Genomic DNA, 22794 nt, shown 5'->3' with positions numbered 1-22794 from the left:
GGTCAAGCCACCTTGATCGTCCGCTCCCCCCGCCGGATCATCACCTCGACCTCGCCGCCGATCGCCGCCGAATACGCCCGCAGGTTGTCCAGGCTGTCCACCTGCCCGTGCTCGATCTGGGACACCCGCGCCTGACTCACTCCCATCAGCGCCGCCACCTCCTTCTGGGTGAGGTTGGCCGACTTCCGCATCTCGGCCAGCTCGTAGCCGCGGATCCGGGCCAGGTTCTCCTTTCGGATCCGAGCCCGGTCGGCCTCCGCCTCCGGCGAGGCCAGCCAGGGGTTGATCCGCTGCGCCTCGGCCCACACCTCGGTCCAGCTACGACCCTTCATGCTCACGCTCCCTTGTCCTTCTCCTCGACGTACTGCTCATAGCGAGCCTCCGCCAGCGGGATGTTGATGTCGTACCACCGGGACCACTCCCCGTTCTTGTCGCCGGCGACCAGGATGACGGCCTCCCGTTCGACATCGAAGACGAAGAGCATTCGAACCTCGGAGCGCCCCGCCGAGCCGGGCCGGAGCTCCTTCAGGTTGTGCAACGTGCTGCCATGAATCCGATCCACCAGCGGGCGCCCGAGCAGCGGCCCCCTTCTGGCGAGCAATTCGATCGCGTCGGCGATCTGGTCGGCCGTATCCGGGTCCTTGACAGCGATGTCCAGGAACCAGTCGTTCACCGGACCGATGAGTGTGATCTCCCACATGGACCCAAATTAAGTTGTTCCTTATACGTTACCGCGCGCTTTCCCGCTCAATCCACCCCTGCGAGGGACGACACTCCGAGTCCTGCGCGCCCCCGACCGACTACCCGCGCGCTGCCTGCCACAGGTCGGCGACGATCCTCTCCGCCGGGCCGGTGCGGGCCAGGTGGTGGGCGGTGCCGGCCCAGAGGTGCATGGCGTCGGTGTCGCCGCGGCGGGCGGCGGCGGCGCGGAGGGAGGCGGTGAGGTGGTGGACCTCGGGGTAGGCGGGCGGGGCGTACGGGCCGTGGCGGTCGATGAAGCCGTTGCGCAGGCCGCGGGCCGGGCGGCCGGTGAAGGCGCGGGTGACGGCCGTCTCCGGGAGTTCGACGAGCGCCGCCCGGTGGGCGGCCGAGGCGCCGGACTCGTCCGAGCGCAGCAGCGCCGTGCCCAGCTGCACCGCCACCGCCCCCGCCCGCAGCGCGGCCGCGACGGCCGCGCCGTCGCCGAGCCCGCCCGCGGCGATCAGCGGCAGCGCCGTCACCTCCCGTACGGCGGGCAGCAGTTCGAGCAGCGGCAGCTCCCCGGGCCGGTCCGTCACCCGGTGGGTGCCCCGGTGGCCGCCCGCCTCCGGGCCCTGCACGCACAGCGCGTCCATCCCGAGGGCCTGCGCCGCCCGCGCCTCCTCGGGCGTGGTGACGGTGGCGACCTGGGTCGTGCCGACCGCCCGCACCGCCGCCGCCTCCTCGGCCGTGGGCAGCCCGAAGGTGTACGAGAGCACCGGCACCGGGTCGGCGAGCAGGAGGGCGAGCTTGGCCTCCCAGTCGTCGCGGTCCGGCCCGATCTCCTCCGGCAGGGTCACGCCCCACTGCTCGGCCTCGGGGCGCAGCCGCTCCCGGTACGCCGCGACGGCCGCCGCGTCCCCGGGCGTGCCCGGCACGAAGAGGTTCACCCCGTACGGCCGGTCGGTCGACTTCCGTACCGCCGCGATCTGCTCGGCCATCGCCTGGGCGGTCTTGAGGGCGCCGGCCAGGAACCCGAGCCCGCCGGCCCGGTTCACCGCCGCCGCCAGTTCGGGCGTCGAGGGCCCGCCCGCCATCGGGGCGGCGATCACCGGTACGGCGAGCTCGTCGAGATGGACGGTCATCAGGCGCTCCTCACGCTGCCACGGGCACGGAACACCCCCACCCTACGCTCAGCGGATCAGCCCCAGCCGCCGTGCCTCGCGCACCGCCGCCGTGCGCGAGTCCACGCCCAACTTGGTGTAGATGTGCACCAGATGGGACTTCACCGTGGCCTGGCTCAGGTGCAGCCGCTGGCTGACCTGCTGGTTGGTCAGCCCGTCCGCGACCAGCCCCAGCACCTCGGTCTCCCGGGCGCTGAGCGCCGCCGCGGGCGTCCGCATCCGCTCCAGCAGCCGGTCCGCCACGCTGGGCGCCAGCGCGCTGCGCCCCGCCGCGGCGGCCCGGACGGCCTGGGCCAGCTCCTCCGGCGGCGCGTCCTTCAGCAGGTAGCCGGTGGCGCCCGCCTCCAGGGCGGGCAGGGTGTCCGCGTCGGTGTCGTACGTGGTGACCACCAGGACCCGCGGCGCGCCCGCCCGGGCGGTGATCGCCGCGGTGGCCTGCGCCCCGTTCATGGCCGATCCCGGCCCGAACTGGAGGTCCATCAGCACCACGTCCACGCCCGGCTCGGCCGCCAGTTCGACGGCCCGCTCGGCGGTGGCCGCCTCCGCCACGATGGCGAAGTCCGGTTCGCACTCCAGCACGGCCCGCAGCCCGGCCCGCACCACCGGGTGGTCGTCGGCGATGAGCAGCCGGATCACTGGCCGGCCTCCGGGGTGACCGGCAGCTGCACCGCCACCGTCGTGCCCTGCCCGGGCGCCGACTCCACCGTGAAGCCGCCGCCGAGCGCCCGCGCCCTGGCCCGCATCGACGGCAGCCCGAAGCCGCCGTCCCCGCCGGTGCGGCCGGCGACCGCCGCCGGGTCGAACCCGGCCCCGTCGTCGTACACGTCCAGTGCCACCTCACCCTCCATGTAGCTGAGTGTCACCTCGGCCCGCGCGGCCCCCGCGTGCCGGACGGTGTTGCCGAGCGCCGACTGCGCGATCCGCAGCAGCGCGACCTCCTCCGCGGCCGGCAGCCGGACCGGGACGCCGGAGACGTGCAGCTTCACCGGCAGGCCGCTCTGCGCCGTCGTCGTCGCGCACAGCCGCTCCAGCGCGACCGGCAGCGGGTCGCCGTCCAGCGCGGGCGGGGTGAGCGCCCGGACGAACCGGCGGGCCTCGTCCAGGTTGTCCTGGGCGGCCTGCCGCGCCTGCTCGACGTACCCGGCGGCGGTCTCGGTGCGCTCCGGCAGGGCCCGCTGGGCGGCCCGCAGCAGCAGCTGGATGGAGCTGAGGCCCTGTGCGAGGGTGTCGTGGATCTCCCGGGCGAGCCGCTCCCGCTCGGCCAGCACCCCGGCCGCGTGGTGGGCGGCGGCGGCGTCGGCGCGGGCGGCGGTCAGCTCGTCGATCAGCCGGCGGCGCTCCTCGCTCTCCCGGTACAGCGCCTGGTAGCCGAGCACGGTGGCGGTGGCGACGGCCGCGCCGAGCGCGGGCCCGATCGAGGCGGCGAAGCTGAAGCTGTGCTGGTGCCAGGACCACGCGGCGATCGACGCGGCGGCGGTCAGCCCGACGGCGACCAGCCCGCCGCGCCGCCCCAGCAGGTGCAGTTCCAGGAAGTACAGCGGGAAGGCCAGCCAGACGCCGTCCTGGGTGGTGATCAGCACGCCCGCCCAGGTGACGCCGAGCAGCGCCAGCCAGAGTGCGGCCGCCCGCCGGGAGCGGCGCACGGCGGCCAGTTGCGGCCCGACGGTGTAGACGGCGGCCATCGCGGTGGCCGCGGCGGCGACGGCGGCCGGATCGCCGCCCCGGTCGACGAGGACGGCCCGGGCGACGGCGAGCGCGAGCAGGCCCGCCACGAGCAGGTGCAGGCAGACCTGGAGGACGCGGGCGACGGGGGTGGTTCTGGATCGTTCGGTCGCCATCCGTCCAGCCTAAGTTCCTAGCCCGGCACCCGGCATCAATCAAAAGGTTGAACTCGGGCTCTCCCCTTTGATGCCCAGGATGCAATCCCCGGCGCGATGCCCCGGACCCCTCCCGTCCAGGACGGTGGAAGTGTCGAAACCACCTGTCCAGAGGAAGGCCCCGTCGTGTTCGTCGCCTGGAGGGACCTGAGGTTCGCCAAGGGGCGGTTCGCCCTGATGGGAACCGTCATCGTGCTGATCACCGTGCTGGTCGGCCTGCTGTCCGGGCTGACCGCCGGGCTCGGCCGGCAGAACATCTCCGCGATCACCGGCCTGCCCGCCGACCACCTGGTCTTCGGCAAGCCGGCCGACGGGCAGAAGCTCTCCTTCACCGACTCCCAGGTCACCCCCGACCAGTGGCAGGCCTGGGCCCGCGAGCCCGGCGTCACCTCCGCCCAGCCGATCGGCATCACCACCACCAAGGCCGCCGCCGGACAGCGCACCGCCGCGCTCTCCGCCTTCGGCGTCCCGGACGGCTCCGCACTCGCCCCGCAGGGCAGCCGGATCGCCCCCGGCCAGGCCGTACTGTCCAAGACCGCCGCCGAGAACCTGGGCGGCCTCGCCCCCGGCGCCGACTTCACCCTGGCCGGCCACCCGCTGCGGGTCGCCGCCGTCGAGGGCGACGCCGCGTACAGCCACACCCCGGTGATCTGGACCAGCCTCGGCGACTGGCAGCAGGCCGCCCCCGGCGGCGCCGGCCACGCCACCGTCATCGCGCTCGACACCGCCAAGGGCGCCGACCTGGCCGCCGCCGACGCCCGCCACGGCACCGAGACCCGCACCCGCGACGACGCCCTCGCCGCGATCGGCTCCTACACCTCCGAGAACGGCTCCCTCCAGCTGATGCGCGGCTTCCTCTTCGCCATCTCGGCCCTGGTGATCGGCGCGTTCTTCACCGTCTGGACGATCCAGCGCAGCGGCGACATCGCCGTCCTCAAGGCCCTCGGCGCCTCCACCCGCTACCTGCTGCGCGACGCCCTCGGCCAGGCCGTCCTCCTGCTGCTGCTCGGCACGGTCGTCGGCACCGCGATCGCGTCCGGCTTCGGCGCGCTGATCGGCTCCGCCGTCCCCTTCGTCCTGGACGCCCCGACCGTCCTGCTGCCCGCCGCCGTCATGATCGCCCTCGGCGCGATCGGCGCGGCCCTGTCCATCCGCCGGATCACCTCCGTCGACCCGCTGACCGCCCTCGGGAGCGCCCGATGAGTCTCGTCCTCGACCGCATCACCCTCACCTACCCGGACGGCGACGGCCGGCTCACGGCACTCGACGAGGTCTCGCTGACCGTCCCCAAGGGCACGCTCACCGCCGTCGTCGGCCCCTCCGGCTCCGGCAAGTCCAGCCTGCTCGCGGTCGCCGCCACCCTGATCACCCCGGACTCCGGGCAGGTCGTCGTCGACGGCACCGACACCGCAGGCCTCAGCCGGGCCGACCTCACCGCGCTGCGCCGCACCAGGATCGGCATCGTCTTCCAGCAGGCCAACCTGCTGCCCTCGCTCACCGCGGTGGAGCAGTTGCAGGTGATGGCCCACCTCGACGGCCGCCCCCCGCGCGGCGCGCTCCCCCGCGCCCTGAAACTCCTCGACGCCGTCGGCCTGCGCGACCAGGCCGCCCGCCGGCCGCACCAGCTCTCCGGCGGGCAGCGCCAGCGGGTCAACATCGCCCGCGCGCTGATGAACGACCCCACCGTCCTGCTGGTCGACGAACCCACCAGCGCCCTCGACCACGAACGCGGCGCCGCCGTCCTCGACCTGATCACCGACCTCACCCACCGCCGGGCCACCGCCACCGTCCTGGTCACCCACGACCGCACCCACCTGACGGCCGTCGACCAGATCGCCGAGGTCCACGACGGGAGGCTGACCCTCCCGGCGGCGGTCTAGGCGACCAGCTCCGACACCGGCAGCGTCACCGCCGTCCCGGGCAACCCGACCACCTGCCCAGGACGGCGTACGACCCGCTCCCGGTACTCGCCCCGCACGGGATCGGTCAGCACCAGCACCTGCTGCTCGACCCGGTCCACGACCACGTAGGTCGGCACCCCGGCCAGCGCGTAGGCGGCGGGCTTCCTGGTGACGTCACTGCACAACGCCGCCGATGTCACTTCGAGGACGAGGCGGAAGATCTTCGGGTCGTAGCAGTTGTACGTGACCATCCGGTCGTCGCTCACCGCCTCGACGATCGACAGATCCGGCATCGCGAAGTCGTCCGGCCCGGTCGGCAGCCAGATCGCGAGCCGCTGGAGGACTTCCGGGTCCCCGCCTTCCAGCCCGGCCTCGAAGCAGGCCTTCATCACGTCGGAGAGGATCTCGCGGTGGCGCCCGTCGGGCAGCGGCTCGACGGCCACCTCACCGCCGAGCACCTCGACCCGGTGCCCGGGAAACCGATCGAAGAGGACCTCTGCCATGTCGAGCACCCTGTTCCGCACAGGCGAATCCTCCGCCCGTCGGCCCCAAGCCGCCGTCCATACCCGGACTCTTCACCCGAACGGGCGGTTTGACTCCTGCCGAGTCCCCTAGCGGGACCGCAGGCGCAGGGCCGAGGGCTCCGGTTCGGCGGGCTTCTCCTCGCCGGCCCAGAGGGAGCGGACGTGGCTGAGGTGGCGGGTCATGCAGGCCTCGGCCCCGGCCGCGTCGCCGGCGAGCAGCAGGTCGAGCAGCTCCAGGTGCTCCTCCGCCGAGGAGACCAGCTCGCCGCGCTCGTCGAGCCGGTTGAGGCCGTAGAGCCGCGAGCGCTTGCGCAGGTCGCCGACGACCTCGACCAGTCGCGAGTTGCCGGCCAGTCCCAGCAGGTCGAGGTGGAACTGGCGGTCGGCCTCCAGGTAGCCGATCAGGTCGTGCTTGCGGGCCGCCGCGACGATCGCCTCGGCCTGCGGGCGCAGCCGCTCCAGCTGCTCCTTGGTGGCGGTGCGCGCCACCCGGCCGACGGTCGGGACCTCGATCAGGGCGCGGATCTCGGTGAAGTCGTCGAGGTCGCGGTCGGTCAGCTCGGTGACCCGGAAGCCCTTGTTGCGGACGGCTTCGACCAGGCCCTCGCGGGCGAGGTCGAGCATGGCCTCGCGGACGGGGGTCGCGGAGACGCCGAAGTCGGCGGCGAGCGCGGGGGCGGAGTAGACGACGCCGGGGCGCAGTTCGCCGGAGATCAGGGCTGCCCGGAGTGCGTGCGCGACCTGGTCGCGAAGCCGCTCCTGTACGGAGATCAGGGTGCGGGACTTGAGGTCGGCCATGGTGTTCCTCCGGGTGGGTGCAGAACACCAGCGTACAATGTCACGTTACGTTGCGTGCGCAACAGCCAGTGATTCGAACACCCGTCACCGACCCGCCGCACCGGCCCCTCCTCCTGCCGAACGCCATGGTGACAGCGGCCGTCGGCCGTGACAACGGCCGACGGCACACGATCTTCCGGTCCACCCGGGAGGTCCGTACGAAGATCCGCACGGAGGTCCACCCGAAGGTCCGCCCGGAGGGCTACGCCCGGCGGAACCGCCCCACCAGGGTGCTCAGGCTGGCCGCACCGTCCCCGTCCGCCACAACCCGCCGGACCGCCTCCGCGAGGAGGGCCGGCAGGGCGCCGTCCACCCCGGAGTCCTCCGCGGTGTGCTGGACGTGCTCGATGCTCGCGAGTGCCATCGTCAGCCGGTCGACGTCCCCGCGGTGGTCCCCGGCGGTGATCCGCGGCGCGTAGAACTCGATCATCCGCGGCAGCAGCGAGGCGGTGGGCAGGGCGTACGGCAGGAACTCCTCGGCGGTGATGCCGTTGGCCTCGGCGACCGCCGTGGCGTGCAGGTAGCCGACCATCGAGGACCAGAACAGGTCCATCTGGATCTGGTAGTACAGCTGGGCCAGCCCGGGGTCGTCGCCCCGGTAGTCGGCCCCGGTGAGCACCTCCAGGGCGGCCCGGTGCCGCCGGAACAGCTCGACCGGGCCGCTGTAGAAGGTGGACGACTCGGGGCTGCCGATGCCCGAGGGCGGCACCTGCACCCCGCCGGTCAGGTGTCCGGCGCCGCGCTCGGCCAGCCAGCGGGCGGCCTCGCGGGCCCGCCCGGGGGTGTCCGAGCTGAGGTTCGCGACCACCTTCCCCTTCAGAGCCGGCTCGACCGACTCCAGGACGGTGAACACGGCGTCGTAGTCGGTGAGGCTGAGCACCACCAGTTCGTTCGCCGCCACCGCCGCCTCCGCGCTGGGCGCCGCCTGCGCGCCCCGGGCGACGAGTTCGTCGGCCCGTGCGGCCGTGCGGTTCCACACCGTGACGGCGTACCCGGCGTCCAGGAACGCCCGGGCCATGGCCTGCCCCATCGGGCCGAGCCCGATCACCGTCACGGATCGCTTCGCCTGCTGCTCCACGGACATGCGTGTTCCCCTCCACTGGACGAATGCCTAGAACGAACGCTCTATCCAGAGCGCCGGAGCCGACGCTAGCACAGGAGTGGAACGAACGCTCTACTCAGAATCTCGGCTAGGATCGCGCCGTGAAGACGCCCGAGAAGACCCCCGCGCAGGCCGACCCGAAGGCCGCCGTGAGAGTCGCTGCGAAGGCCCCGGCGAAGGCCGCACCGAAGGACGGCGCGCAGGCCGAAGCGAAGCCCGGCACCCGGGAGCGGATCGTCCGGGCCACCTCCCGGCTGCTGCAGCGCCAGGGGTACGAGGGCACCGGGATCAAGCAGATCTCCCGCGAGGCCGAGGCCACTCTCGGCTCCGTCTACCACTTCTTCCCGGGCGGCAAGCAGGAGTTGGCCGCCGAGGCGATCCGGCACGGGGACGAGGAGTTCGCCGTCATGCTGCACGCCGGGCTCGGCTCCTCACCGGACCTGGGCGAGGCGATGACCGCCTGCACCCGGCTGCTCGCCACCGAACTGCGCGCGTCCGACTGGCAGGACGGCTGCCCGATCACCAGCACCGCCCTGGAGACGATCGGCCGGGTGCCGGTGATCGAGGAGGCGGTGGCCGAGGCCTTCGCCCACTGGCGCGCCGTCGTGGCGGAACGGCTGCTCGCCGCCGGCATCGGCGAGCAGGACGCCCGCGAGCTGGCCGGCACCGTGATCAGCACCCTGGAGGGCGCCGAGCTCGCCGCCCAGGTCGCCCGCAGCGAGGAGCCGCTGCTGGTCACCGGCAAGCACCTGGCCCGCCTGCTCACCGCCTACGCCGACGACCGGGCCTGACGCGCGGAACCCGACCTGACGCGCGGAACCGGACCGCCCGCCCGCCCGCCCGCCCGGGAGCCCGCCGGAAAACGTCCGGAAAACGTGAGGAGCCGGTGCAGCGGGGGATCCCATCCCGCTGCACCGGCTCCGGCTCCACAACTCCCGACCACCACCAGGAGTAACGCCGTGTCGATCGACATCGCGCTGTACGACGGCCGCCCGAACGGCGGCCGCCGCACCAGCGCCAGGTTGCTGCACCTGTCGAGCCCCGGCGAGGCCCTCACCTCCGCCCTGGCCCGGCACACCGATCCGACCCGCCACCGGCTCGGCCGGATCGACCCGTACGGGGACACCCCGTTCAACGAGCAGGACGCCGGCGCCGCCTTCGAGGAGGCCACCGCCCTGCTCGCCCGCTGCACCACCGGGGAGCAGCGGGCGGCCGTCCGCGAACTGCGCAACCTGCTCGCCAACTGCGCCGCCACCCCGGGCAGTTGGCTCGTCTTCCTGGGCGACTGAACCGCTAGGGCGTGTCTTCAAACTCCCGTCGTCCGCCCGGAGGGCGGGCGGGGCGGCGTTGGGGTGCGTGCATCGCAAGGCGGAGGAGGGAGCCACTGCGGAGCATTGGCGACCGACGACAACGCGGCGAGGTGCGTGCCCCGGCGTCGCCCCGCAGACGCGAGTTTGAAGACACGCCCTAGGACGCGGCCCGGTACACCTCCGCCGCGACGGCCAGGTCCTGCCAGGCCATCCCGACGCTCTTGAAGAACCGCGGCCGCCCGTCGGGCACCAGCGCGTCGCCGCGCACCAGTTCGGCGAGGTTCCACAGCTGCCGCCCGGCCACGCCCGCCATCAGCAGGTCCCCGGCCTCGCGCTCCGCGACGGTACGCGCCTCGACGTACAACTCGGCGCGCTGGACGAGCAGTTCGTCCACCTCCCGGGCGTCCGGCTCGTGCGAGCCGACCGCCGCCACCGCCGCGTGGGCGGGCACCAGGGCGCCGTCGAACAGCGGGGTGCGCGCGGTGGTGCAGCAGACCACCAGGTCCGCCTCGCGGACCGCGCGCGGGTCGCCGACCTCGGCCGCCAGCCCGAGCTTCCGCCCGTAATCGGCCAGCGCCCCGGCCCGTTCGGCGTTGCGCGCCACCACGGTGAGCCGGCGCAGCGGCCGGACGGCGAGCAGGGCGTCCAGGTGCCCGTACGCCTGCGGCCCGGAGCCGAACAGCACCAGGTGCTCGGCCTCCGGCACGGCCAGCCGCCGCAGCGCGGCCGCGGTGACGGCGGGCGTGCGCAGCGCGGTGAGCGCGGCGCCGTCCAGCAGGGCGAGCGGCTGGAGGGTGGGCCCGTCCAGCAGCAGGTAGCTGCCGGTGATCCGGGGCAGTCCGGCCGACGGGTTGGCGGGCGCGACCCCGGCGATCTTCACGCCGGCGTACGGCCCGGCGGCGGCCGGCATCATCAGCAGTTCGCCGGCGGGCACCGGTACGGCCGACCGGGCGGGTGCCGCCTCCGGGTCGAACCCGTCCAGCAGCACCCGCTCGATCGCCCCCACCGCCCCGGCGGGCCCGACCCCGCCGGTGCCCGGCACGACGTACTGGAGCGGCACAACCGCCGCGCCGGGCACTTCGGTTGGCTTCACGGCTTCGGTCGCACGCACGGTGGTCACAGCAGGAACCCCGCTCCCAGGTCGTCGTCCGGCTCCAGCACGAAGCCGTGCTCGCCGGTGCGGAAGGCCGTCCCGCCGACCTCGGTGACCACGCCCTCGCCCTGCGGGTCGCCGCCCGGGAGGACCTGCCCGCTGAAGACCGTCCCGATGATCGACTCGTGCCGCAGCGGCTCGCCCGGGGCCAGCCGCCCCTCGGCGGCGAGCACCGCGAGCCGGGCGGAGGTGCCGGAGCCGCAGGGCGAGCGGTCGATCTGGCCGTCCGCGAAGACGGTGACGTTGCGCTGGTTCAACACCCCGTCCACCGGGGGGAGTTCGTCGTGGAGGATGACCCCGTACACGCCCGACAGCCGGGCGTCCGTCGGGTGGGCGACCGCCTCCGAGCCGGCCAGCGCGGCCCTGATCTCCCGCCCCACGGCGGTGAGTTCGGGCAGCTGCTGCTTCTCCACGGCGAGCCCGAGGGCGGCCGCGGGCACCGAGGCGTAGCAGGCGCCGGAGTGCGCCACGGCGACCTCCACGGTGCCGCGCGAGGTCTCCACCGGGAGCTTCAGCGCGGTGACCCGGCTGGGCACGTTGCGGAAGGTCACCCCGGTGGTCCGCCCGCCGGAGCGGTGCACCAGGGCGGTGACCCGGCCGGACGGCACGTCGATCCGCACCCGCGCCACGCCGTCCGCGGGGGCGGCCACCAGTCCGGAGTCCACCGCCCAGGCGCCGAGCGCGATGGTGCCGTGCCCGCAGGCGGTGGAGTAGCCGTCCTTGTGCCAGAACAGCACGCCCAGGTGCGCCTCGTCGTCGTCCGGCGGGACCAGGAAGCCGCCGTACATCCCGGCGTGGCCGCGCGGTTCCCGGCTGAGCAGCTGCCGGACCTCGTCCAGCGCGCTGGGCCGGGGCGCGGTCGCGCTGCCGCCCGCGCCGAGCGCGATGGCCCGGCGCTCGGCGACGGTGTCGCCGGGGATCGGGGGCACGCCGTCCAGCACGATCCGGAACGGCTCGCCGGCCGTGTGGTAGTCGACCGTCCGTACGAACATCAGAGCGCACCTCCGCCCGGCAGCACGCTGACGGTCCGGCTGACGGTGTAGAAGTCCAGGGCGGCCTGGCCCTGTTCGCGGTCGCCGTGGCTCGCGCCCTTGGCCCCGCCGAAGGGCAGGTGGAAGTCGACGCCGCTGGACGGCGCGTTGACCCGGATCATGCCCGCGTCCAGCCGGTCGGCGGCGGCCAGCGCCACGTCCAGGCTGCGGGTGTGCACCGAGGTGGAGAGGCTGTGCGGGGTGTCGTTGGCGAGCGCGATGGCCTCGTCCAGGTCGGCCGCGGCGTGCAGCACCGCGATCGGGCCGAAGAACTCCTCGCGGGCCAGCGGGTGTTCGGCCGGCACCTCGGCGAGCAGGGTCGGCTCGACGTACCAGCCGGTCCGCTCGGGCACCCCGCCGCCGGTGAGCACGCTGGCCCCGGCCTCGACGGCCGAGGAGACGGCCCCGGTCAGCCGCTCCCGCGCCCCGGCGTTGATCACCGGCCCGCAGACCGCGTCGTCGACCGCCGCCAGCGCCTTGACCAGCGCCTCGCGCAGCGGCTCGTACGCGGCGCCGACCGCGATCACCCGGCTGGTGGCGGTGCACTTCTGCCCGGCGTACCCGGCGATGGCCGCGGCGATGTGCCCGGCGGCCTGCGCGATGTCGGCGTCCGGCAGCACCAGCGCGGCGTTCAGCCCGCCGAGTTCGGCCTGCACCGGTACCCCGCGGTCGGTCGCGGCCCGCACCACGGCCCGGCCGACGCCGGTCGAGCCGGTGAAGGAGACCACGTCCGCAGCGTCGACCAGCGCCGCGCCCTCCTCCGCCCCGCCGGGCAGCACCGTGAACACGTCCTCGGGCAGCCCGGCCAGCTCCGCCAGCCGCAGCGCGCAGGCCGTCGCCTCGGGGGCCGGCTTGAGCACCACCGCGTTGCCGACGGCGAGGGCCGGCGCGGCCTTCCAGGTCGGGATCGCCAGCGGGAAGTTCCACGGCGCGATCAGTCCGGCGACCCCGTACGGGCGGCGCCGGGTGAGCAGCAGCCCGGGGCCGGCGACGGTCTCGTGCACCGCCCCGGAGGGCGCGTACGGCGCCTGCGCGTAGTAGCGCCAGATCGCCGCCGTGCGGGCGACCTCGCCGAGCGCCTCGGCCAGCGGCTTGCCGACCTCGCGCACGATCAGCGCGGCCAGCTCGTGGGCGTGCGCCTCCACGGCGTCCGCGATCCGGCCGAGCGCCGCCGACCGGGCGCCCGCCCCGGCGGCGAGCCAGTCGCCCTGCGCCGCCCGGGCCCGCCCGACGGCGGCCCGCACGGCCTCGGCGCCGGGCTCCTCGACGGCGACCACGAGGTCGTCGGGGTCGGCGGGGTTGTACGAGGTGATGGTCACGGCCAGCAGCCCTTCGGGGGGAGGTACGGGGACGAAGGAGGAAGGAGGGGTCAGAGCAGGAAGCCCGCCGGGAACGGGTCGCTCGGGTCGAGGAAGTACTGGGCGGTGCCGGTGACCCAGGCCCGCCCGGTGACGGTGGGCACCACCGCGGGCAGCCCGGCCACCTCGGTCTCCTCGACCAGCCGCCCGGTGAAGGTGGTCCCGATGAAGGAGTCGTTGCGGAAGTCCCGCCCGAGCGGCAGTTCGCCGCGAGCGTGCAGCTGGGCCATCCGCGCCGAGGTGCCGGTGCCGCAGGGCGAGCGGTCGAACCAGCCGGGGTGGATGGCCATCGCGTGCCGGGAGTGCTCGGCGGTGGAGCCGGGGGCGAGCAGCTGGACGTGGTGGCAGCTGTGGATGGACGGGTTCTCCGGGTGCACCGGCCGGTCCGGGCCCGCGTTGATCGCGTCCATCATGGCCAGGCCGGCGTCCAGGATCTCCTGCTTGCGCTCGCGCTCGAAGGGCAGCCCGAACTCGGCGAGCGGCAGGATGGCGTAGTAGTTGCCGCCGTACGCGAGGTCGTAGGTCACCGTGCCGTAGCCGGGCACCTCGACCTTGCGGTCCAGGGCGACGGAGTAGGAGGGCACGTTGCGGATGGTCACCGCCTTGGCGGCGCCGTCCTCGACCTTCACCTCGGCGACCACGAGTCCGGCCGGGGTGTCCAGCCGTACGGTGGTGACCGGCTCGACCACCGGGACCATCCCGGTCTCGACCAGTACGGTGGCGACCCCGATGGTGCCGTGCCCGCACATCGGCAGCAGTCCGGAGACCTCGATGTAGAGCACGCCGAAGTCGGCGTCCGGCCGGGTCGGCGGCTGGAGGATCGCGCCGCTCATCGCGGCGTGGCCGCGGGGCTCGTACATCAGCAGGGTGCGGAAGTGGTCCAGGTGCTCCTGGAAGTGCACCCGGCGCTCGGCCATGGTGGCGCCGGGGATGACACCGAAGCCGCCGGTGATCACCCGGGTCGGCATGCCCTCGGTGTGCGAGTCGACGGCGTGGAACACGTGACGGCTGCGCATGGGTCACAACTCCCGTACAGGTTCGGATGGTTGGTGGGTTGGCCGGGCCGACTGCCGCCGCAGCCGGCCCGGAGGCCCGGGATCGCGCCGGTGTCAGACCAGGCCGTCGGCCAGCGCCTTCTCGGTGGCCGCGCGGACGGCCTCCTCGATCTCCGGGACGAGCGGCAGGCGCGGGGCGCGCACCGGGCCGCCGGGGCGCCCGGCGATGTCCATGGAGAGCTTGATGGCCTGGACGAACTCGGTCTTGGAGTCCCAGCGCAGCAGCGAGTGCAGCGACTTGTACAGCGGCAGCGCGTTCTCCAGGTCCTTGGAGACGGCGGCGTCGTAGAGCGCGACCGAGGCGGCCGGCAGGGCGTTCGGGTAGCCGGCGATCCAGCCGACCGCGCCCGCGAGCGCCAGCTCCAGCAGCACGTCGTCGGCGCCGATCAGCAGGTCCAGCCCGGGGGCCAGCTCGGCGATCTCGTACGCCCGGCGGACGTCGCCGCTGAACTCCTTGACCGCGACGATCGAGCCCTCGGCGTGCAGCTGGGCGAGCAGCGCGGGGACGAGGTCGACCTTGGTGTCGATCGGGTTGTTGTACGCCACGATCGGCAGCCCGGCCTTGGCGACCTCGGCGTAGTGGGCGCGCACCGAGGCGTGGTCGGCCCGGTAGGCGTTCGGCGGCAGCAGCAGGACGGAGCCGGCGCCGGCCTCGGCGGCCTGCTCGGCCCAGCGGCGGGACTCGGCGCTGCCGTAGGCGGCCACGCCGGGCATCACCCGGGAGCCGTCGCCGGCCGCCTCGATGGCGACCTCGACGACCTTGGCGCGCTCCTCGGCGGTGAGCGTCTGGTACTCGCCCAGCGAGCCGTTGGGGACGACGCCCTCGCAGCCCGAGTCGATCAGCCAGCGGACGTGCTCGGCGTAGGCGTCGTAGTCGACGGAGTGGTCCGGGCGCAGCGGAAGCGTGGTGGCGACCATGATGCCGCGCCAGGGACGGGTGCTGTCGTGCTGGGTGATGGACACATGAGCTCCTTGATGAGGTGTGACATTTTACTAGAGTGGACGGGCCGGAGACAAGGTCCCCGGCCCGTCCTTCGACGACGGACCCCGGGGGCGTGCCCGACCGTTCCCGCCCGACGCGAGCGGTCGGGCACGCCCTACGCCTCCGGGTTCGGCCCCGCCGCCAGCTGGGAGAGCGGCACCGGGCAGCCCAGCGGCCGCCGGTCCGGCCCCGGCTCACCCGGGCCGGCCAGGCAGGCCACGGCCGGACCGCACATCCGGCCCTGGCACCAGCCCATCCCGGCCCGGGTGAGCAGCTTCACGGTGCGCGGATCGCCCGCGCCCAGGTCCTCGACGGCCTCCCGGATCGCCGCCACCGGCACCTCCTCGCACCGGCAGACGTCGGTGTCCGGACGCAGCCATCCGGTCCAGCCGGGGCCCGGCCGGTGCGCGGCGGCCATCAGGTCGGCGAAGGCCCGCAGCCGGGAGCGGCGGCGCAGCAGCGCGGCCGCGGGCCGCTCCCCGGCCACCGCGTGCGCGGCCAGCTCGCCCTCGGCGAGCGCGAGGTCCGCGCCGCCGACGCCGTTGGTCTCCCCCGCCGACCAGAGGCCGGGCACGCTGGTGCGCAGCCGGGCGTCGACCTCCAGCGCGACCGCGCCGTCCGGCCCGGTCACGGTCCGCGCGCCGAGCTCGGTGGCCAGGTCGATCTGCGGCAGCAGGCCGTGGCCGACGGCGAGCGCGTCGCAGTCGATCCGCCGCCCGGTGCCGGGCACCGGCCGCCAGTCGGCGTCCAGCCGGGCCACCGTGACGCCGGTGACCCGGTCCGTCCCGTGCGCCTCGACCACCGCGCTGCGCGGGCGCAGCCGTACGCCGTGCCGCAGCAGCGCACCGCCGTGCCCGGCGCCCTCGACCAGCTTGCCGGGGACGGCCGCCAGCACGCCGGGGCGCCGCGCGTACCCGAGGTAGGCGGTGGCCTCGACCACGGCGGGCACCTCGGCCCCGGCGGTGACCAGCGAGGAGGCCGCCGCGAGCAGCAGCGGGCCGCTGCCGGCCACCACGATCCGCTTCCCGGGCAGCACCAGGCCGGCCTTGAGCATGGCCTGGGCGCCGCCCGCCGTGACCACCCCGGGCAGGGTCCAGCCGGGGAACGGCAGCTGCCGCTCGTACGCGCCGGTGGCGAGCAGCACCGACCGGGTCAGGACGGTGGCCCGGTCGGTGCCCTCCGGTCCGCGGGTGACGTGCACCGCGAAGCCGTCCCCGGTGCGCTCCAGCGCCCAGACCTGGTGCCCGGCCAGGAAGTCGGCCCGCCCGGCGCGCCCGTGCGCGTCGAGCCGGTCGGCCAGCCCGGTGTAGGCGGACCAGTGGTGGTGCAGCCGGTCCGGCCGGGCCGCGCCGAGGCCGGGCGCCGGGTGGCGGTAGTACTGCCCGCCGGTGCTCTGCCCGCCGTCCAGCAGGGCGCAGCGCAGCCCGAGGTCGGCGGCGGTGACGGCGGCGGCCAGCCCGGCCGGGCCGGCGCCGACCACCACGAGGTCGTACGACAGGGCGTCGAGGGGTTCAGACGGCGAGGTCGGCACGGCCGTGGCCCTCCTGGGTGGTGACGGTGGTGCCGGGCTCGGCGGGGAGCAGGCAGGTGCGCTGGTTGGGGCGGCCGTCCACGGTGGCCAGGCAGTCGAAGCAGGCGCCGATCCCGCAGAACGCCCCGCGCGGCTTCCCGCCGACCCGGGTGGTGCGCCAGGCGAGCACGCCGTCGGCCCAGAGCGCGGCGGCGATCGACTGCCCGGGCAGCGCGGGGACGGGCCGCCCGTCGAACTCGATGTGGTGGGCGGGCCCGGGCTCGGCCTCGACCAGCCCGGCGGGGGTGCGGCGGCGCATCGGCGGCCTCTCCAATCTCACGGGTCCAGGAAGGAATCTCACACAGGCCTCGGTCGCAGGCGTCCGGGCCGTCACGCCGTCACTCGGCCGGGAAGCGGTCCGCCCGGAACGGCGCGAGGTCCAGCTCCGGCTGCTTGCCGGTGAGCTGCTCGCTGATCAGCAGCCCGGTCGCCGGGGCCAGCCCGATGCCGGCCCCCTCGTGCCCGCAGGCGTGGTACAGCCCGGGCACCCGGGGGTCCGCGCCGATGGCCGGCAGGTGGTCCGGCAGGTACGGGCGGAAGCCGCGGTAGGCGCGCAGCACGGTGACGTCGGCGAGCACCGGGAAGAGCGCGGCGGCCTGGGCGGCGAGCCGGCTCAGCACCTCCTGGGAGAGCGTGCGGTCGAAGCCGACCCGCTCCCGGCTGGCCCCGATCAGCACCGGCCCGCCCGGGGTGCCCTCGATCACGGCGGAGGTCTCCAGCCCGGCCGATCCGCTGGCCACGTTGGCCACGTAGTCGGCGGCGTAGACCTTGTGCCGCACGACCCGCGGCAGCGGCTCGGTGACCAGCACGAAGCCGCGCCGGGGCAGCACCGGCAGGTGCACCCCGGCCAGCGCGGCCACCTCGCCGCCCCAGGTGCCGGCCGCGTTCACCACGGCGGGGGCGGCCAGGTGCCGCCGGTCGGTCCGGACGCCGCGCACGGCGCCGTCCGGGCCCCGGTCGACGGCGGTGACGCTCTCCCCGGTGATCAGCTCGGCGCCCATCCGGCGGGCCTCGCGCAGCAGGTGCGCGGCGGCGAGGGCGGGCTGGACCTGGGCGTCCTGCGGGTAGTGGAAGCCGCCGGCCAGGCCCTCGGCCAGGTGCGGCTCCAGTTCGCGCAGCCGCTCGCCGGGCACCTCCTCGGCCTCGACCCCGACGGCCCGCTGCCCGTCGGCGAAGGCCCGCAGCGCGTCCTGCCCGGCGGCGGTGGAGGCGACCACCACGCCGCCCTTGGGCTCGTACTCGATCGCCGGGCCGAGCCGCTCGGCGAGGTCGCGCCAGAGCCGGGTGCTGAGCAGGGCGAGGTCGAGTTCGGGGCCGGGCTCCTTGTCGGAGACCAGCAGGTTGCCCTCGCCCGCGCCGGTGGTGCCGCCGGCCACGGGCCCGCGGTCCACGACGGCGACGGCGAGCCCGGCGCGGGCGGCGTAGTAGGCGCAGGCGGCGCCGACCACACCGGCGCCGACCACGACCACGTCCAGGGGAGGTGTCTCGGTCTTCAGCACGCCAGTAATATGTCACATGCCATGCGAGCTGCCAAGACCACCCGCCGAAACCCGGAACCGCCCCGACCAGCGGAAAGCCCCGGCCCACCGCTCGGCAGCGGCGGACCGGGGCTCCCTCAGGCCTCAGGGCGTGTCTGTGGATCCCTACCGACTCAGGTGATGTCGTCCATCTCCTCGCGGCGGGACGCCGGCACCGAGGCGCCGGCCGCCGGGGCCGCCGAGGCCTGGACGGACTCCGCACCGGCCACCGGCTGCACCGAGAGGTCCAGGTGCGAGGCCTCCTCGTCGTCCAGCCCGGAGTCCGGGTTGCGGCGCGCCTTGCGCTTGTCGTTGAAGATCGCGATCGCCACCGCGATGAAGTACAGCGCCCAGATCGGCGCGGCCAGCGCCAGCATGCTCAGCGGGTCGGCGCTCGGCGTGGCGAAGGCCGCGAACACCGTGATGCCCATGACCATGCCGCGCCACCAGCCCAGCAGCCGCTTGCCGCCGACCACGCCGACCATGTTCAGCATCACCAGCAGCAGCGGGAACTCGAAGGCGAGGCCGAAGACCAGCACCATCCGGGTGGCGATGTCGAAGTAGTCCTCGGGCGGCAGGATCGGCGTGGTGTCGTTCGGGGTGAACGAGAGCAGCACGTCGACCGTGGTCGGCAGCACCAGGATGGCCACGGCCACGCCGGCCAGGAACAGCGGCGTCCCGCAGATCAGGAAGACGACCGTGTACTTCTTCTCGTGCCTGTGCAGGCCCGGCGCCACGAAGGCCCAGACCTGGTAGAGCCAGATCGGCACGGTCCCGACCACGCCCGCCGTCAGGGCCACCTTCAGCATCCAGGTGAAACCGGCGGTCAGACCGATGTTGGAGACCTGGGCGCACTTGCCGTGGTAGTGCTTGGCCAGCTCCAGGGTTTCGCACCGCGGCAGCGGCTGCAGCAGGAAGTCCTCGATCTGCTTGTGGTAGACCGCCGCCACGATGGTGATCAGCACGATCGCCAGGACCGACTTGACCACGCGGTTGCGCAGTTCCCTCAGGTGGTCGGCGAGGGCCATCCGCCCCTCAGGATCCTTTGACGCCTTCGGCGCCTTGGAGAGCTTGCTCAACCCCGGTCCTCAACTCGTGCGTCGGGGCCCGCCGGTCGGCGGGCCTCCGTGGTCGCGAACGCCGCGCACACGGTGTGCGCGGCGGGCGTCAGGTGCCTCACGTGCGCCGCGCTCAGTGCGGGCGGTCGCCGTCGGGCGCGGAGGCCCCGGCGGCGGGCTCGGTCACCGGACGGGCCGTGGCCGACGCTCCCGGAGCGGCCTGGACGGTCCTGGCCGCGGCACCGTCGACCGGGGCCGGAGCCGGGGCGGGCCGGGACGGCTGCTCGGACTCGCCGTCCGAGCGCATCGCCTGCGCCTCGCTCTTCAGGATCCGCATCGACTTGCCCAGCGAACGCGCCAGGTCCGGCAGCCGCTTGGCTCCGAACAGCACGATGGCGAGGATCACGATCACCACGATCGCGGTCATCGAGATGCGCATGCGCGACCACCTTCAGTCATGGCGGCCCGACGGGCCGTCCGCTGCGGATGGTAACCGCTGCGGATGACGCCACGACGACGGCCGCCCGAACAGGACAGCGGCCCCCGGTACACGGTTCAGGAGCCAACTGAGAGCGTAACCCGCCCCCGCCCGCGCGCAGCAGCCCCCGTACCACCGCGGTCCCGACCGTGCTATGCGGCGGGGACGCTCCGCTCCCCCGCCGGGGCGCCCTGGGCGGGCACCGCGTCCGCCAGGTCCCCGGCCGCCGCGGCCAGCGCCCGCGAGGCCGCGTCCACGCCCTTGGCCAGCGCCCGCACGTCCAGCCAGAGCCGGATCGCGAGGACCCCGAGGACCAGCAGGCCCGCGGTGGCGAGCAGGACGGCGGCGACGAGCATCCAGGACATGCGCCCCAGCCTATACGCGTACTACCCCTCGGCCGGGACGAGCCGCATGGTGCGCACCCCGGCCCCGGTGAGCGCCTCGACGATCTTCTCCCCGGCCGGCTTGCGCACCGCCGCCCCGCACCGCGGGCAGCCGAAGCTGTAGTGCGCCTGGGCCGGGGTGCGACCGAGGGTCAGGCGGAAGTCCTCGGCCGGGAGCTCCACCTTCTCCCGGCACTCGGAGCAGTACACCTTGAATCTGGTCCCGGGTTCCACCGCTCAGACCCGCCCCTCCCCGTAGGCGGCCAGCGCCTCCCGCGCGGCCGAGCGCGCCTGCTCGGCGAGCTCGGGCGGCGAGACGATCCGGCCGTCCCGGCCCAGCCGCAGCGCCAGCGGGCGCAGCTGGGAGGGGTCGGCGCTGCGCAGGGTGATCCGCAGCCCGCCGTCGGGCAGTTCCTCGGCCCGGTCGTGGGTGTAGTACTCGGCCACCCAGCGGCCGCCGGAGGAGACCTCGACGACCACCTCGGGGTCGTCCGCCGCCGGGTTGACCAGCCCGCCGCTCAGGTCCCGCGGCTCGCGCCGGGGCGGGTCGGCCGGGACGTCCAGGACGCGGATCTCGGCGACCCGGTCGAGCCGGAACATCCGGTGGTCCTCGGAGGTGCGGCACCAGGCCTCGAGGTAGGTGTGGCCCTCGGTGAGCAGCCGGATCGGGTCGACCTCGCGCTCGGTCATCCCGCCGCGCCCGTGCGAGTAGTAGCGCAGCCAGAGCCGGCGGCCCTCGCTGAGCGCGCGGTCGATGTCGGCGAAGACGTGGCTCTCCGCCTCGAAGGTCACGCCGACCCGGGCGCTGCCCTCGGCGCTCTCCCCCGCCGCGTTCTCGATCTTGGCGACGGCCCGGGTGAGCGCCTCCCGGTCCCCGGCCCGCAGGCCCGGCAGTCCGGCCACCGCGCGGGCGGCCACCAGCAGCGCGGTCGCCTCGTCGGCGGCCAGCCGCAGCGGCTGGGCGACGTCGTCGACGTTGTGCCACCAGATCCGCTCGCCGTCGGTGTCGATGTCGAGCAGGTCGCCGCCGCGGAAGCTGGTGCCGCACATCGGCAGCACGTTGAGGTCCGCGATCAGCTCGCGCTCGCTGATCCCGAACGCCCGGGCCACCTCGGCGACCTCGGCCCCGGGCCGCTCGCGCAGGTAGGTGACCAGCGACAGCATCCGTCGCGTCTGGTCGATGGCGTTGCTCACGCGCCCACTCCTTCGAAACCCGAGACCGCCCGCAGCCGGTCGACCACATCCGCCCGCAGCTCCTCCGGCCCGAGCACCAGCACGTCCGGCCCGAACTCGGCCAGGTCCGCGCCGAGCCCGTTGCCGTACGGGATCTCCAGCTCGTCCCACAGCTCGTCCACCCGGGTGCTGCCCAGCGCCTTGGTCCGCAGCGGGAAGCCGGCGCCCCGGCGGACCCGGACGGTCGCGGTGGCGGTCGCCCCCTCGCCCGCGAACTTCGCCACGGTGGCCCGGACGTCCACGTGCTCGGGCACGGCGCCGAGGAAGGCCCCGGACTTCGCCTTCACCCGGCCGGTGATCCGGCTGAGCCGGAACACCCGGGCGTCGCCCCGGTCGCGGTCGTACCCGGCCAGGTACCAGTGCCCGCGCCAGCACTCCAACGCCCACGGCTCGACGCTGCGCTGCTCGACGGCGGTGGCACCGGCCTTGCGGTACTCGAAGGTGACCGGACGGCGGTCCCGGGCGGCGGTGAGCAGCGGCTCGAACGCGGCCTCCCGGGCGGGGATGCGCGGCTCCAGGGCGGTCCGGCCCTCGGCCTCGGCGAACGGCACCCCGGCCGCGCGCAGCTTCTGCAGGGCGCCGCTGGCCGCACCGGACATCTTGGCCTGCTGCCAGACCCGGGCCGCCAGGGTCAGCGCGGCCGCCTCCTCGGCGTCCAGGGCGATCTCGGGCAGCCGGTTGCGGTCGGCGCGGGCCAGGTAGCCGAGCTCGCCGTCCAGGGTGCTCTCGTCCACGTCGATCACCAGGCCGAGCTCGCGCAGGTCGTCCTTGTCCCGCTCGAACATCCGGTTGAAGGCGTCCTCGCTGCTGTTCTGCCAGGCCTCGCGGTACGCCTCGATGGATTCCCGCAGCTCCTTCTTGGAGAGCGGACGTCTGGTGTTCATCAGGCACAGGGCGAGATTCATCAGCCGCTCTGCCTTCGCGATCGCCATCGCTGACCCTTCCGGTGTGCCGCGCCGCGCGCGGGGTGCGCCAACCGGGCGATCACCACCCGGCGGGACCGACCGTACCGGTAGCGGTACGCACGGCAAAAGCGGCCTCCCCGAACGCCCCCGGACACGCCCGTGGGCCGGGCCCCCGGAGGGGTCCGGCCCACGGCACGAGCGGGCTCAGACGGCCAGCAGGTCGACCACGAAGATCAGGGTCGAGTGCGGCGGGATCGCCGAGGTCGGCGACTGGGCGCCGTACGCCAGACGCGACGGGATGGTCAGCTCGCGGCGGCCGCCGACCTTCATGCCGACGACGCCCTGGTCCCAGCCCTTGATGACCCGGCCGCCGCCCAGCGGGAAGCGGAACTCGTTGGGGCTCCGGTTCCAGCTCGCGTCGAACTCCTCGCCGGTCTCGAAGGTCACACCGACGTACCGGACGCTGACGTTCTGGCCCGGCTTGGCCTCCGCGCCGTCGCCCACGACGATGTCGCGGATCTGCAGCTCCGTCGGGGCGTCGCCGATCGGGAAGTCGATCTCGGGCTTCTCGTTGAGGTTGACGCTCACAGTCCCTCTTCTCACATTCGCTCTGCTGTCACGACCAAGCGGCGGACGCCCGCACCCGGTCCGTTCGTCC

At 74.6% G+C, this 22794-nt stretch carries 27 protein-coding genes; 4 read left to right on the top strand and 23 right to left on the bottom strand.

What is annotated here, in order from left to right:
• Nucleotides 1–2: 2 nt before the first annotated feature.
• The 5 genes from ACFVXH_RS38315 to ACFVXH_RS38295 all read right to left on the bottom strand — a co-directional run bounded on the left by ACFVXH_RS38315 (nt 3) and on the right by ACFVXH_RS38295 (nt 3700).
• The gene (locus ACFVXH_RS38315) at nt 3–332 is read right to left on the bottom strand and encodes an XRE family transcriptional regulator (RefSeq protein WP_117487201.1); all 330 of its coding nucleotides are present in this window, start codon (nt 330–332) and stop codon (nt 3–5) included.
• Between the two features lie 2 nt (nt 333–334).
• Entirely contained in the window at nt 335–700 is a 366-nt protein-coding gene (locus tag ACFVXH_RS38310; protein ID WP_117487202.1) for a type II toxin-antitoxin system RelE/ParE family toxin, read from the bottom strand.
• A 100-nt stretch (nt 701–800) separates the two neighbouring features.
• A complete protein-coding gene (locus tag ACFVXH_RS38305) occupies nt 801–1823 on the bottom strand; it encodes a nitronate monooxygenase (protein ID WP_387830771.1) in 1023 nt (340 codons plus the stop codon).
• A gap of 48 nt (nt 1824–1871) precedes the next feature.
• Entirely contained in the window at nt 1872–2498 is a 627-nt protein-coding gene (locus tag ACFVXH_RS38300) for a response regulator transcription factor (protein WP_049656462.1), read from the bottom strand.
• Entirely contained in the window at nt 2495–3700 is a 1206-nt protein-coding gene (locus tag ACFVXH_RS38295) for a sensor histidine kinase (RefSeq protein WP_387830768.1), read from the bottom strand. Before ACFVXH_RS38295 ends, ACFVXH_RS38300 begins: the two co-directional genes overlap by 4 nt.
• A gap of 165 nt (nt 3701–3865) precedes the next feature.
• Here ACFVXH_RS38295 and ACFVXH_RS38290 point away from each other — a divergent pair, with 165 nt between their 5' ends.
• Entirely contained in the window at nt 3866–4942 is a 1077-nt protein-coding gene (locus ACFVXH_RS38290; protein WP_049656458.1) for an FtsX-like permease family protein, read from the top strand.
• Nucleotides 4939–5619, top strand: coding sequence for an ABC transporter ATP-binding protein (locus tag ACFVXH_RS38285; RefSeq protein WP_387830766.1), 681 nt, complete (start codon nt 4939–4941; stop codon nt 5617–5619). The genes ACFVXH_RS38290 and ACFVXH_RS38285 overlap by 4 nt, the downstream gene beginning before the upstream one ends.
• Here the strand turns inward: ACFVXH_RS38285 and ACFVXH_RS38280 are convergent.
• From ACFVXH_RS38280 to ACFVXH_RS38270, 3 genes are all read right to left on the bottom strand, one after another.
• Nucleotides 5616–6143: a Uma2 family endonuclease gene (locus tag ACFVXH_RS38280; protein WP_387830764.1), complete on the bottom strand. Its 528-nt coding sequence runs from the start codon at nt 6141–6143 to the stop codon at nt 5616–5618. The two genes, ACFVXH_RS38285 and ACFVXH_RS38280, sit on opposite strands and share 4 nt — an antisense overlap.
• Before the next feature lie 108 nt (nt 6144–6251).
• On the bottom strand, nt 6252–6962 hold the full coding sequence (locus tag ACFVXH_RS38275) for a GntR family transcriptional regulator (protein WP_117487207.1): 711 nt from the start codon (nt 6960–6962) through the stop codon (nt 6252–6254).
• A 241-nt stretch (nt 6963–7203) separates the two neighbouring features.
• On the bottom strand, nt 7204–8085 hold the full coding sequence (locus ACFVXH_RS38270; protein ID WP_387830762.1) for an NAD(P)-dependent oxidoreductase: 882 nt from the start codon (nt 8083–8085) through the stop codon (nt 7204–7206).
• 251 nt (nt 8086–8336) lie between these two features.
• Between ACFVXH_RS38270 and ACFVXH_RS38265 the strand changes: the two genes are divergently transcribed.
• On the top strand, nt 8337–8894 hold the full coding sequence (locus tag ACFVXH_RS38265; RefSeq protein WP_387830814.1) for a TetR/AcrR family transcriptional regulator: 558 nt from the start codon (nt 8337–8339) through the stop codon (nt 8892–8894).
• Between the two features lie 168 nt (nt 8895–9062).
• Nucleotides 9063–9392 (top strand): hypothetical protein, encoded by a 330-nt coding sequence (locus ACFVXH_RS38260; RefSeq protein WP_049656450.1) that lies wholly within the window; start codon nt 9063–9065, stop codon nt 9390–9392.
• Between the two features lie 178 nt (nt 9393–9570).
• On the opposite strand, the gene ACFVXH_RS38255 is transcribed toward ACFVXH_RS38260, so the two are convergent.
• The 15 genes from ACFVXH_RS38255 to ACFVXH_RS38185 form a co-directional block, all read right to left on the bottom strand.
• Nucleotides 9571–10506 (bottom strand): ornithine cyclodeaminase family protein, encoded by a 936-nt coding sequence (locus tag ACFVXH_RS38255; protein ID WP_387830759.1) that lies wholly within the window; start codon nt 10504–10506, stop codon nt 9571–9573.
• A gap of 23 nt (nt 10507–10529) precedes the next feature.
• A complete protein-coding gene (locus ACFVXH_RS38250; RefSeq protein WP_375876044.1) occupies nt 10530–11558 on the bottom strand; it encodes a proline racemase family protein in 1029 nt (342 codons plus the stop codon).
• Nucleotides 11558–12916 (bottom strand): aldehyde dehydrogenase family protein, encoded by a 1359-nt coding sequence (locus tag ACFVXH_RS38245; RefSeq protein ID WP_387830757.1) that lies wholly within the window; start codon nt 12914–12916, stop codon nt 11558–11560. The genes ACFVXH_RS38250 and ACFVXH_RS38245 overlap by 1 nt, the downstream gene beginning before the upstream one ends.
• A gap of 50 nt (nt 12917–12966) precedes the next feature.
• The gene (locus tag ACFVXH_RS38240) at nt 12967–13971 is read right to left on the bottom strand and encodes a proline racemase family protein (RefSeq protein ID WP_049660310.1); all 1005 of its coding nucleotides are present in this window, start codon (nt 13969–13971) and stop codon (nt 12967–12969) included.
• Between the two features lie 93 nt (nt 13972–14064).
• Complete coding sequence (locus tag ACFVXH_RS38235; RefSeq protein ID WP_181970794.1) at nt 14065–14928, bottom strand: dihydrodipicolinate synthase family protein; 864 nt, start codon at nt 14926–14928, stop codon at nt 14065–14067.
• A 179-nt stretch (nt 14929–15107) separates the two neighbouring features.
• Nucleotides 15108–16523 carry an NAD(P)/FAD-dependent oxidoreductase gene (locus tag ACFVXH_RS38230; RefSeq protein WP_387830755.1) on the bottom strand — a complete coding sequence of 472 codons (1416 nt, stop codon included), beginning with the start codon at nt 16521–16523 and terminating at the stop codon, nt 15108–15110.
• Nucleotides 16504–16821 (bottom strand): (2Fe-2S)-binding protein, encoded by a 318-nt coding sequence (locus ACFVXH_RS38225; RefSeq protein ID WP_049652011.1) that lies wholly within the window; start codon nt 16819–16821, stop codon nt 16504–16506. Before ACFVXH_RS38225 ends, ACFVXH_RS38230 begins: the two co-directional genes overlap by 20 nt.
• A 79-nt stretch (nt 16822–16900) precedes the next feature.
• Nucleotides 16901–18061 (bottom strand): FAD-binding oxidoreductase, encoded by a 1161-nt coding sequence (locus ACFVXH_RS38220; RefSeq protein WP_049652010.1) that lies wholly within the window; start codon nt 18059–18061, stop codon nt 16901–16903.
• Nucleotides 18062–18213: 152 nt separating this feature from the next.
• The gene (gene tatC, locus ACFVXH_RS38215) at nt 18214–19107 is read right to left on the bottom strand and encodes a twin-arginine translocase subunit TatC (RefSeq protein WP_049652009.1); all 894 of its coding nucleotides are present in this window, start codon (nt 19105–19107) and stop codon (nt 18214–18216) included.
• Between the two features lie 163 nt (nt 19108–19270).
• Nucleotides 19271–19576 carry a Sec-independent protein translocase subunit TatA gene (gene tatA / locus ACFVXH_RS38210; RefSeq protein WP_049652008.1) on the bottom strand — a complete coding sequence of 102 codons (306 nt, stop codon included), beginning with the start codon at nt 19574–19576 and terminating at the stop codon, nt 19271–19273.
• A 191-nt stretch (nt 19577–19767) separates the two neighbouring features.
• Nucleotides 19768–19980, bottom strand: a complete 213-nt coding sequence (locus tag ACFVXH_RS38205; RefSeq protein WP_049652007.1) for a hypothetical protein — start codon at nt 19978–19980, stop codon at nt 19768–19770.
• A gap of 21 nt (nt 19981–20001) precedes the next feature.
• A complete protein-coding gene (locus ACFVXH_RS38200) occupies nt 20002–20208 on the bottom strand; it encodes a hypothetical protein (protein WP_375876040.1) in 207 nt (68 codons plus the stop codon).
• A 27-nt stretch (nt 20209–20235) separates the two neighbouring features.
• Nucleotides 20236–21162: a YafY family protein gene (locus tag ACFVXH_RS38195; protein WP_181970795.1), complete on the bottom strand. Its 927-nt coding sequence runs from the start codon at nt 21160–21162 to the stop codon at nt 20236–20238.
• 26 nt (nt 21163–21188) lie between these two features.
• Complete coding sequence (locus ACFVXH_RS38190; protein ID WP_387830752.1) at nt 21189–22163, bottom strand: helix-turn-helix transcriptional regulator; 975 nt, start codon at nt 22161–22163, stop codon at nt 21189–21191.
• Between the two features lie 177 nt (nt 22164–22340).
• Complete coding sequence (locus ACFVXH_RS38185) at nt 22341–22724, bottom strand: FKBP-type peptidyl-prolyl cis-trans isomerase (RefSeq protein ID WP_049652003.1); 384 nt, start codon at nt 22722–22724, stop codon at nt 22341–22343.
• Nucleotides 22725–22794 lie beyond the last annotated feature (70 nt).

The sequence above is a fragment of the Kitasatospora sp. NPDC058184 genome (genome assembly GCF_042883725.1).
Classification (GTDB): domain Bacteria; phylum Actinomycetota; class Actinomycetes; order Streptomycetales; family Streptomycetaceae; genus Kitasatospora.
Note: the sequence above shows the minus strand (reverse complement) of the source record. Positions and strands in the feature narration are given on the sequence as shown.

Coding starts and splice junctions, on each gene's coding strand:
- ACFVXH_RS38315 (WP_117487201.1), bottom strand. CDS start 332: ATGAAGGGTCGTAGCTGGACCGAGGTGTGGGCCGAGGCGCAGCGGATC.
- ACFVXH_RS38310 (WP_117487202.1), bottom strand. CDS start 700: ATGTGGGAGATCACACTCATCGGTCCGGTGAACGACTGGTTCCTGGAC.
- ACFVXH_RS38305 (WP_387830771.1), bottom strand. CDS start 1,823: ATGACCGTCCATCTCGACGAGCTCGCCGTACCGGTGATCGCCGCCCCG.
- ACFVXH_RS38295 (WP_387830768.1), bottom strand. CDS start 3,700: ATGGCGACCGAACGATCCAGAACCACCCCCGTCGCCCGCGTCCTCCAG.
- ACFVXH_RS38285 (WP_387830766.1), top strand. CDS start 4,939: ATGAGTCTCGTCCTCGACCGCATCACCCTCACCTACCCGGACGGCGAC.
- ACFVXH_RS38280 (WP_387830764.1), bottom strand. CDS start 6,143: ATGGCAGAGGTCCTCTTCGATCGGTTTCCCGGGCACCGGGTCGAGGTG.
- ACFVXH_RS38275 (WP_117487207.1), bottom strand. CDS start 6,962: ATGGCCGACCTCAAGTCCCGCACCCTGATCTCCGTACAGGAGCGGCTT.
- ACFVXH_RS38270 (WP_387830762.1), bottom strand. CDS start 8,085: ATGTCCGTGGAGCAGCAGGCGAAGCGATCCGTGACGGTGATCGGGCTC.
- ACFVXH_RS38250 (WP_375876044.1), bottom strand. CDS start 11,558: ATGTTCGTACGGACGGTCGACTACCACACGGCCGGCGAGCCGTTCCGG.
- ACFVXH_RS38240 (WP_049660310.1), bottom strand. CDS start 13,971: ATGCGCAGCCGTCACGTGTTCCACGCCGTCGACTCGCACACCGAGGGC.
- ACFVXH_RS38235 (WP_181970794.1), bottom strand. CDS start 14,928: ATGGTCGCCACCACGCTTCCGCTGCGCCCGGACCACTCCGTCGACTAC.
- ACFVXH_RS38225 (WP_049652011.1), bottom strand. CDS start 16,821: ATGCGCCGCCGCACCCCCGCCGGGCTGGTCGAGGCCGAGCCCGGGCCC.
- tatC (WP_049652009.1), bottom strand. CDS start 19,107: ATGGCCCTCGCCGACCACCTGAGGGAACTGCGCAACCGCGTGGTCAAG.
- tatA (WP_049652008.1), bottom strand. CDS start 19,576: ATGCGCATCTCGATGACCGCGATCGTGGTGATCGTGATCCTCGCCATC.
- ACFVXH_RS38205 (WP_049652007.1), bottom strand. CDS start 19,980: ATGTCCTGGATGCTCGTCGCCGCCGTCCTGCTCGCCACCGCGGGCCTG.
- ACFVXH_RS38195 (WP_181970795.1), bottom strand. CDS start 21,162: ATGCTGTCGCTGGTCACCTACCTGCGCGAGCGGCCCGGGGCCGAGGTC.
- ACFVXH_RS38190 (WP_387830752.1), bottom strand. CDS start 22,163: ATGGCGATCGCGAAGGCAGAGCGGCTGATGAATCTCGCCCTGTGCCTG.